Raw genomic sequence first — 10,272 nt, 5'->3', positions numbered from 1 at the left:
AAATATCCCAATCCATTACCAATCGTGAATCTCAATCGCTTGAAAAATACCTTCACGAGATAGGTAAAGTAGATTTAATAACCGCGCAGGAAGAAGTGATCCTGGCGCAGAAGATTCGTGAGGGCGACCAGGCTGCATTAGAAAGGTTGACAAAAACCAACCTGCGTTTTGTGGTATCGGTAGCAAAGCAATACCAAAACCAGGGCCTTACTTTAGGCGACCTGATAAACGAAGGAAACTTAGGCTTAATTAAAGCGGCAAAACGTTTTGATGAAACAAAAGGCTTTAAATTTATTTCATATGCAGTATGGTGGATCCGTCAATCCATTTTATCTGCCGTTGCCGAGCAATCACGTATTGTACGTTTACCTTTGAACCAGATAGGTTCATTGAGTAAAATACACAAAGCTGCATCTAAATTAGAGCAGGAATTTGAAAGACAACCAACGCCGGAAGAACTGGCCGAAGACCTGGAAATATCTGTTGACAAAATTGCCGATTCATTGAGCAATGCCGGTCGCCAGGTATCAATGGACGCGCCATTTATACAAGGTGAAGAAAATACTTTGCTTGACGTTTTGCAAAGCACTGATGCAGCAACTGATACCGAGCTGATGATGGATTCATTATCACAGGAGATTAAACGCTCATTAGGCATCCTTGCCGAACGTGACCGCGAAGTTATTATCCTGTTTTTTGGTTTAGGTGGTTATGCCGCTCATTCTTTAGAAGAAATTGGCGAGAAATTTAACCTTACCCGCGAACGTGTACGCCAGTTAAAAGATAAAGCGTTGATGCGTTTACGTCACAACTCAAAATCAAATCTTTTACAGTCATACTTGAACTAAGAGATTAGCCGGATGTAACTACATCCAAACATATATTTGAAACGCGAATGGTAAAAATCATCCGCGTTTTTTTTGTGCTCCTATTTCTACCCCCGTCATCCTGAACTTGTTTCACTGTAGTCCGGTAAAATCTCGTTTGATATATAAAAACATCTCTAAAGGCCTACAAAAGGCCTTTTTTTGTGCATTTTCAAAAGCGAGCCCCCTAAAAACTCAATAATTCATTTCTTTTTTAAGAACCGGCTGTCCGGTAAAAAAAGCACGCAATCTTCGACATTTCCTCCATTTAACCTGTTGTGAGTGCGCTATAGCTTCAAAAAAAAGTTTTTACCGAAAATATCGCAGCCATTTCTCAACCGGCTGTCCGGTAAAAGTTTTATTCAAATCTTTTACCGGACAACAGTGAACTTGTTTCAGGATCCCACAGGACAGGTAGCCAACATGTAGTACACCTTGCATGTGGGATGCCGAAATAAATTCGGCACGACTACGGGTTGAATAAAATCTACCCACAAAAAAAAGCATCTGCCCATTGTGGAGCAGATGCTTGTACGATTCTTTATATAATAGTTAGTTTTAACCTACTTTTACATTTACCGCATTTAAGCCTTTTTTACCTTGTTCTACATCGTAGGTAACACTGTCGTTTTCACGGATTGTGTCGATAAGGCCTGAGGCGTGTACAAAAACTTCGGCACCACCATTTGTAGGTGTAATAAATCCGAAACCTTTGCTTTCATTGAAAAATTTTACTGTTCCTTGCATTATATTTTTATTTAATTAAGCAAATGTACGGTTAATAAACCAACAATCTATTATAAATAAGGCAATTAAGTTATTTTATTAAAAAGCCCGTCAATAATAAAGGCTCCGGAATACGCCCGAAGCCTTTATTATTAGCATGTTAACCCGCGGTTAATGAGCCAAAGCGATGCTGCTGTACACATGATATTCGCCAGGTGCAAGTGTTATTGAATAGCTTGACGAGGCAACATTTATACTGGCGCCTGTTAAAGCATCGGTATAAGTACCTGCAGACGGGAAGGTTATATTTACTGTTTGCGATGCTACATCAAAATTACCCACCACTTCAACATTGGCACCGGCATCCTTTAGCTGAATTGTTTTAACAGCACCCGAAAGATTGTAAACATAATCTGTAGTTGCAAACACCGCGTTCTTTTTCCGCAGGTTTATCAATTGTGAATATATGCTGTACAAATGCCTCCGCAACGGATCAGCATTGTAATTCCACAGTATAGGTTTATTACCCGTGCGGCCGTTAAGATCAATAGTTTTATCATAGCCAAGCTCACCAAACTGCCATATCATTTTAGGGCCAGGTACCGATAATAGGAACGCGGCAGCCATTTCTTCGCGCTTTAAGCCGGTTGGTATTTCTTTTACACTATAACTGCCGGCTGCGTTGCCGTAGGCTTCATTTTTAAACATCAGGCGTTCCTCGTCATGGCTTTCAAAATAGCCTACCAGCTGGTAAGGCAGGGTAAATGTATGCTGATCATAAAATATTCCCTTGAAATTTGAATTAGTTAACCAGCCCATAGTGGCTTCATTGGCATTATAATTTAAATTGTTCCACAACATCATCCCTTCCCCAGCCAGCTCTTTCTCTTCCTGGTTGGCCGCAAAATGCTCCAGTATCACATAAAAGTTATTATTGTCGATGCTTTTAATGTAGTTATTATACTCTTTCCAGATAGCCACCCGGCTGGCATCATATTGCCCCCAGGGACCAACAGCGGCATCGCTGGTGCCGTAATTAACCTGTGTAAAGCCTTTGGAAAGGTCGAAACGGAAACCATCTATTTTATATTCCTGCATCCAGAACTTTATTACGTTTTTTACAAAATATTTGGTGGCCGCACTCTCGTGGTTAAACTGGTACCCCACGTTATAAGGATGCGTGGGATCAATATTATACCATGGGTTATTGGCAGCAGGTTTGCCGGCAGCTGTATTGAAATACATTTGTACCATTGGCGATTGCCCGAATGAATGATTAAGCACCATATCCTGGATAACCGCGATGCCTCGCGAATGGCACTCATCAATAAATGCCTTTAATGCATTTTTAGTACCGTAGTATTTATCGGGCGCAAAGTAAAACGATGGATTATATCCCCATGAAAGGTTACCTTCAAACTCGTTGATGGGCATCAGCTCAATGGCATTTACACCAAGGTTTGCAAGGTAGTTTAGGGTATCCTTTAAGGTTTGGTAATTGTGTTTGTCAATAAAATCGCGCACAAGGAGTTCATAAATAACAAGTTTCTTTTTTTCGGGACGGGCGAAGGTTGTATTTTTCCAACTATAGGCTGGCTGGCTCGCCTGCATCACGCTTACATTACCGGTTGTTTTCCCGGTTGGGTACGCTTTTAAGCCCGGATAGGTATCGGCAGTTAAATATTTATCGTTATCCGGATCGAGCACCTTTTCGGTATATGGATCGGCCACTTTAAGGCTGCCGTCAATTAAATACTGGTAAGCATATTCTGTATTGGCATCCAGGTTATCAACCTGGACCCACCAGCGCTTACCATCCGGGGTATGATTCATGGCATATTTGGCACTTGCCGCCCAGTTGTTAAAATCGCCAATTACGCTTACTGATGTTTTTGATGGAGCATATAAATTAAAAATAACTGATTTACCGGAATTTATGTAGGTAACTCCATCTACAGTTCCTGCCGGCAATTCTTTTCCACCGCTCACCACCGTATCACCGGGAACGTTCCCGGAACCTCCCGTAGAAGGAGATGTTTTTTTGCATGCAGTAAAACTGATCAGCAGCAAGCCGACCAGCAAAAAGTAAAAGTTTTTGATTATCATATATGATATGTTTATAAAATTGGTTCTATAAAAGTAGTCTGAATTTTTTATTTAAGTACAGAAATACTCAAAATAAAATCCCTCAGGATGTTAGCACCTAAGCAGCGCCCTGCAGTTGAGCTATACCAGCAAAAGCTTTAGCGATGCCAATAACATTCAATATTGGTTTTGGGGTTAAGCTATAAATAAAATGGCCTCCTGATTATACCGGGAGGCCATTTTTTAATTATACTGATATTTATATCATTTAACATATTTTTTTACAACGTTTACCAGTTCTGTAAGATCGAACGGCTTCTTCAGGTATCCGTCGGCATTACCTTCTTTTGTAATCTCTTCAATATTATTTACTGCCGATACAATGATAACCGGAATACCATTGGTTGCCGGATTACTTTTAAGTTCTTTACTCAGTTGTTGCCCGCTTGCATCGCTTTTCCAGTCGGTAAGCCAGTTATCCAGCAGGATCAGGTCGGGATCTATCTCGGTCAGTCGTTTCAGGATGCGGGCATTATCAGAAGCTATAACTTCGTAATCTTCTTCTTCCAGAACATACACAATGGTATCCCGAATATCCTTATCATCTTCGATCACTAAAATTTTCTTCGCCATAGCGTGCTCATAGTTAGGATCGAATATAAGCAATTTAATTAAAAATTATAAAATTTACCTATAATTCATAATCCAATTGCTTATATCCGCTCAAAAGAATAACACACAAGGGATCACCTTTTGTTTTACTTTATCCATTTAATGAAGAAAAAAACCGGGATTTAAAATTAGCTGTTATAGCAAACACGGCACCTGGGTTCGTAACTTTCTTTTTCGCCCAATAATATTTTACTTTCATCGGGCACCAGGCGGTACGAGTATAAAGCCGGATTACCGCATTGAACGCATACGGCATGTAATTTGGTAACAGACTCGGCAATTGCCATTATAGCCGGCATAGGGCCAAAAGGGCGGCCTTTAAAATCCATATCCAGCCCTGCCACAATAACACGGATACCCCTATTGGCCAGTATGGTACAAACATCGGGCAGTTGGTCGTCAAAAAACTGGGCCTCATCAATACCAATTACATGGGCATCATTGGCCAGCAGYAATATAGCCGAAGCACTATCCACCGGGGTTGAAGAAAATTTGCTGGCATTGTGCGAAATAATCGCTCCTTCGCCATAGCGGGTATCTGCTTTCGGGCTGAAGATCTCTACCTTTAACCTGGCAATACGGGCGCGATTAAGCCTCCTGATCAGTTCCTCGGTTTTACCCGAAAACATCGATCCGCAAATCAGTTCAATACTGCCGCCAAATTCACTCTTCCGCCTAAAAACATCCTCGTGGTATACCATTATATCAATAAACTCTAAAAATCAAATTATTAAACACTATATCCCGAATGCAAAATCGATGCTAATTCCCTGCCTGCATTTACGATAGGTAACTTATAACAAAACGTCAAATATCAGAATTTTATCCTATTTTTGATAAGCATTTTTCTAACATTGAAGCCATGAAGCAAATGGATGTATTTAAAAAGATCGGTGGCATTTTACAAGAGCTTAATGACCAATATGATTACCTTAAAGCCGACAGTAGCGACCTGAATGAACTTGAACTGGAGCTTTTTGTAGCCAACGCACATTTTTTAAAAGACCATGCCGAAATATTACGTAAAATTCATGAACGCAATACACCTCCTGCCGCAAAACAGGAAGTTGTTGTAAAACCTGAACCTGTTATTGAAAAACCCCAACCGGCAACTACTCCCATATCCAAACAGGAACCCATACACGAACGCAGGTTTTTTGAGCCCGTTGTACAGCAAAAGCCTGTTGTTGAAGCTAAACTTGAATTAAGCAATGAAGCTGAGTTACCGGTTCAACCGCCTTATAACCCTGTTAAAACCGAAATAGCCACCCTTATAGCCGTTAAGGATGAGCCTGAGCCGGTAATTGATACTGAGTTAGAGAGCACAGCTGATTCATATACATTTGAACAGCGAGAGCCCGAAACCATTAGCACTGAATTGATAACAGCGGAAGTAAGCATCCCCCAGGAGGAAGCAAAGACCGCCGAACCTGTGGCAATAGTTGAACAACAGGTGCAGGTGGCAACAACGGAACCAATGGTTGAAAAAACAGAACCAGCAGCCCAGTCAGAACTATTTAAACCGATAATTGCTAAACCAGAAATTGCAAAAGCCGAAAGCGATCAGATACTTACCTTTAATCAAAAAATGTCGGCACAAAAAGCCGAGAGGGAAAATGGTTTGTCGGCACAGGTAAACGCCTTGCCTGTTACCGATCTTAAATCGGCCATTAACCTGAATGATAAACTGCTTTATATTAAAGATCTTTTTAACGGCTACAGCCTGGCCTATAGCGAAGCTATTGAAATAGTGAACCGCTTTAACTCCTTTGAAGAAGCCGAACGCTTTTTGAAAACCAACTATGTTGCCAAAAACAACTGGGATGGCAAAGCCTCGACCGCCGAAAAGTTCTACGCTCTTTTAAGGAGAAGATATCCTACGGTTTAGTCATTAGTCATTAGTCATTAGTCATTAGTCATTAGTCATTAGTCATTAGTCATTAGTCATTAGTCACAAAAAAAATCCGCGGTCAATTGTTTTGACTTGCGGATTTTTTTTGCCACTATTTTGACTTTCGACTTAAGACTTAGAACACCAGACTTACAAGGTCGATCCCTGTTTCTTTCCTTCAGCAACCTCACCACCTGTAGCTACATTTCCTCCCCTGCCTTTAGGGTCAAAGGCACGGAACTTTATCTCGCCGCCTTTATGGTCAACTGGTCCGGTGTAAACTTTGCTGTTAGCATCAGGGTCTTTACCGTTGGTAGTATAACGTATGGTTAAACCGGGAAATTCTACATTACTTGAATATTTACCTTCCTGCAGGCTGATACCAGGTTTTGGTACACGGTAGTTATAACCGCCGTTATAGTAGCTCAAGCGCGGCATTTCCCTTTTACCCAATACATTTAAAAAGGTAGACCATGCCAACTGGTATTCCTGTTGAGCTTTTATAGGATCCTTCTCGGTAGCCCAGGCAGGATCCTGTGCCCAGGCACGCTCCGCCAGGCCAAACAGGCGCGGGAAAATCATATAGTCCATACGCGCGGGGCCTTTCACAGTTTCGGCCCATAGCGCACCCTGCAAACCAATAATATTGCTTTTACCATAATCGGTAAGGCGTTGCTTGCCTAAAAATATGGCCCTGTTTATAGGTGCGCCATTTTTGTCTACATCGGCGTTTTTAAAGTAGTCATAAGGAATAAAAGAATAAAACTTATCAATCCCCAAAAACGCACCCCAATAATAGCCTGGCTCATCAAATGATTTATAATTGGCCATATCAAAATACAAATTGGTAACGCAGGTAAGCACTACTTTGTAGCCGCCGTTTGCAAGCTTGTAAGCCAGGTCCTCCTGGCCACCGCCCAAAACATTGTTCCATACATCGGCCTGCAGGTGCTCGCCTGTAAAATCGGGATTGGGTACATAGGTATCGTTACCATCAACCTTGGTTTTGCGCAGGGCCATTTCTTCCCAGCCGGATAGGCGGATGCCTTTAGCTTTCAATACCTGGTTGACACGTGCGTAAAAATAATACCACAGATCGCCGGTACTTTGTATTTCGGGATGGGTAGCTTTTAAGGCGATGTAAGCAGGCGATTTTTCCCATACATGCGGCGGCACTTCATCGCCACCAAAATGAATGGTTGGCAATGGTGCACCGGCTTCTTTATAAATGCTGATAAGGTCATCAACAACCCTTTCAACAAAAGTATAAGTTGATGGCAGCGATACATTCATCACGTTATCATTCCAATACTGAACAGAGCGATATTCGGATTTATCATCCAGGTCGCGCAGTAAATATTTAGTGGCTTCGTCTTTTTTACCCCCGGCCATCAGTCTGTCATAACGGGCATCCATAGCTTTGATAGCTGCACGGGCATGACCCGGCGTTTCTATTTCGGGGATTACGGTAATATGGCGATCTGTAGCGTATTTTAAAATTTCGATATACTCTGCCTTCGTATAAAAACCAGTACCATAAGGATTATCCACGTCCGGCCCCGAACCATGCGATGCCGGTAAATGATTTTTGCTATCCAAAGTATGCCCACGTTTTGACCCTACAGAAGTAAGCTCGGGTAACGATGGGATCTCTATTCTCCATCCTTCATCATCCGTTAAATGCAGGTGTAGTACATTCAGTTTATAAAGGCTCATCGCCTCCAGCAGTTTGATCACCTGCTTTTGGGTTTGAAAGTTACGGGCTACATCCAGCATCACAGCGCGGTGCGGGAAGCGGGGGGCATCTTTTACATCAACACAAGCAATTTTGATACTTTTTTGAGCCTTAGTAGTAGTTGGTGGAATCAATGTTTTTAAGGACTGGATACCGTAAAAAACGCCCGCTGAAGTCGATGCATTAATAACAACAGATTGGGGCGTTACTTTAAGTTCATATCCTTCGGCGCTAATACCATCGACCTTTTTCAGGGAGATAGCCGGGCCCGGTGCATTTGTAGCAATAGTTAGTGGTTTACCAACCAACGCGCCAATATTTGCAGATGTATAGTTTGCTTCTTTTGCAAATTCCTTATCTGCAATAACTGCTGTTTTTCCATCAATTGTAAAGATTCCGCCTGTTTCGGTATAACTTACCGGGGTAGGCAAAATTTTAGGCAGCTGATCGGCCGGGATATCGGTAACGGTTTTATTCCTGTCGTAAACAATTTCGGGAGTAACTAAGCCTGCATAGGTAGGCTTATAGGGTTTTATATCAAAAGAGCCAATACTGTAACCCTTTTCGGGCTGTGCATCCCACACCAGGTAAATACCCTCGGGGGCATCAGTAATGTTTATCACGGGGTCGTCATTCACATATTCAATACGGGCAGATTCGCCGGGTTTTAGTTCTTTAAAACCGGTAGTCGGGGTAATGCTGTACAAGTCGCCGTTAACCTGGTTTATTTTAGCGTTACCACTTACCGCATTCTCGGTAAAACCACGGCCCGAATTAAAGTAAAACTTCCATCCCCCGGCAGGCAATACATCTTTACCACTGTTGGTGATCACCAGTACGGTCAATGCTTCATTTTTACCCTGGTAGTTATCGTCCATTACTTCCCAGCTAATGCGCAAATCGGCGGCATTAAATTTTATTGCATCGGCAGTTTTAAAAGCGGTACCTATAAAAAATGCCCCGAGAAGCAGCAGGTTAAAAATTTTGCGCATATAATTTTAGTGTTTGATAATATTGGACACGTAAATATATGCAACTTTTTAAATAATTTTAATAAGTTGAAATTTTATTATCAGATTGATTTGTGTATAACCATCGGATTATAAAATTCGGGAACCCTGAAGGTGAGAATGACAAAGCGACGAGATTAGAAAGCTAAGTTAGGTAAGTACGATTGGCGGCAAACCCTACAGGCTAAACTTTATCCATCCTTCGCCCTCGTAGCCAAAGGCAAATTGTTTGGGACGGATGATTTCGGCCAGGATTTCTATAGAGTCGACTATCCGCGGACCAGGGCGGTTAAAGTATTGGTTGCCATCGGCAATGTATAACTGGTTATTTTTTACAGCCTTCACATCAGCAAAGCCGGGCAGCTGCATTAAAATATCTATTTCTTTTAAGGTACGCTCTATAGAAAAACCGCAGGGCATTACAACTATGATTTCGGGATTTTGTCCGCGAATATCGTCCCAGCTTACATAAGGTGAGTGCTCGCCCTCCCGGGCCAGGATAGGTGTCCCACCGGCAATACTTACCAGGCCGGGCACCCAATTACCGGATACCATCATCGGATCGAGCCATTCGATACAGGCTACAGTTGGTTTGTTATCTGCAAATTTTAATTTGTGTTTGATGATATCCACCCGTTCGTTTAACAACTCCAGTAGATTGGCACCAGCCTGGGGCACATTCAAAGCGCTGGCTAAGGTGGCTATATCGTTAAAAATATCTTGCAGGCTATTTGGCTGCAGGGAAATGATGCCGGCTTTTTTCTCCAGGTAATTATCCAAAGCCAGCATTACATCAGTTAGGGATACGGCACAAACTTCGCACCGATCCTGCGTAATCACTATATCGGGGGCCAGTTGCTTTATCTGCTCGCGCTTTACCGTGTACACCGATAAAGCATCGGCAATAATTTCCTTTACTTTCACATCAATATCCGCGCTGCTTAAACCATCAGGAAAATTTGCCTCAGTACAAACCGGTAATTGTTTTACCGATTCGGGATAGTCGCACTCATGCGAACGCCCCACGAGGTTATCCTGGAGTCCCAGGGCACATACTATTTCGGTAGCAGATGGTAGTAAGGAAATTATTTTATCAGCTGGCATGGTGATGCAAATGTACGGAAGATTGATTTGAAGATTCGGAAATTAAAAAAGAAAGGCGCCCCATTTTCAAATCATCACATCTTCAAATTTCAAATTAACAACATATCTTTGCCGCAATGATATTTCTTACCTTTTTCATCGGGCTAATAGCCAACTTTATTGGTTACATACCTCCCGGCAACA

The 10,272-nt window shown here is 42.1% G+C and carries 8 protein-coding genes; 2 read left to right on the top strand and 6 right to left on the bottom strand.

What is annotated here, in order from left to right; translation table 11 throughout:
* Positions 1-2 precede the first annotated feature (2 nt).
* Positions 3-848, top strand: a complete 846-nt coding sequence (locus tag AC1DPZ_RS16055; RefSeq protein WP_477405150.1) for a sigma-70 family RNA polymerase sigma factor — start codon at positions 3-5, stop codon at positions 846-848.
* Between the two features lie 576 nt (positions 849-1,424).
* Here AC1DPZ_RS16055 and AC1DPZ_RS16050 read toward each other — a convergent pair.
* The 4 genes from AC1DPZ_RS16050 to AC1DPZ_RS16035 form a co-directional block, all read right to left on the bottom strand.
* Positions 1,425-1,616 carry a cold-shock protein gene (locus tag AC1DPZ_RS16050; protein ID WP_091145844.1) on the bottom strand — a complete coding sequence of 64 codons (192 nt, stop codon included), beginning with the start codon at positions 1,614-1,616 and terminating at the stop codon, positions 1,425-1,427.
* 147 nt (positions 1,617-1,763) lie between these two features.
* Positions 1,764-3,698, bottom strand: a complete 1,935-nt coding sequence (locus AC1DPZ_RS16045) for an alpha-amylase family glycosyl hydrolase (protein ID WP_477405148.1) — start codon at positions 3,696-3,698, stop codon at positions 1,764-1,766.
* A 243-nt stretch (positions 3,699-3,941) separates the two neighbouring features.
* A complete protein-coding gene (locus AC1DPZ_RS16040; protein ID WP_477405146.1) occupies positions 3,942-4,310 on the bottom strand; it encodes a response regulator in 369 nt (122 codons plus the stop codon).
* 167 nt (positions 4,311-4,477) lie between these two features.
* A complete protein-coding gene (locus AC1DPZ_RS16035) occupies positions 4,478-5,050 on the bottom strand; it encodes a thymidine kinase (RefSeq protein ID WP_477405144.1) in 573 nt (190 codons plus the stop codon).
* A gap of 161 nt (positions 5,051-5,211) precedes the next feature.
* Here AC1DPZ_RS16035 and AC1DPZ_RS16030 point away from each other — a divergent pair, with 161 nt between their 5' ends.
* Positions 5,212-6,237: a hypothetical protein gene (locus tag AC1DPZ_RS16030; protein WP_477405142.1), complete on the top strand. Its 1,026-nt coding sequence runs from the start codon at positions 5,212-5,214 to the stop codon at positions 6,235-6,237.
* Positions 6,238-6,390: 153 nt separating this feature from the next.
* Here the strand turns inward: AC1DPZ_RS16030 and AC1DPZ_RS16025 are convergent, their stop codons facing one another.
* On the bottom strand, positions 6,391-8,967 hold the full coding sequence (locus AC1DPZ_RS16025) for a family 20 glycosylhydrolase (RefSeq protein WP_477405140.1): 2,577 nt from the start codon (positions 8,965-8,967) through the stop codon (positions 6,391-6,393).
* 195 nt (positions 8,968-9,162) lie between these two features.
* On the bottom strand, positions 9,163-10,089 hold the full coding sequence (locus AC1DPZ_RS16020; protein WP_477405138.1) for a cobalamin-binding protein: 927 nt from the start codon (positions 10,087-10,089) through the stop codon (positions 9,163-9,165).
* Positions 10,090-10,272 lie beyond the last annotated feature (183 nt).

It is taken from the genome of Mucilaginibacter sp. P4_G9 (assembly GCF_056400985.1).
This window is presented reverse-complemented; position numbering and strand designations above follow the sequence as displayed.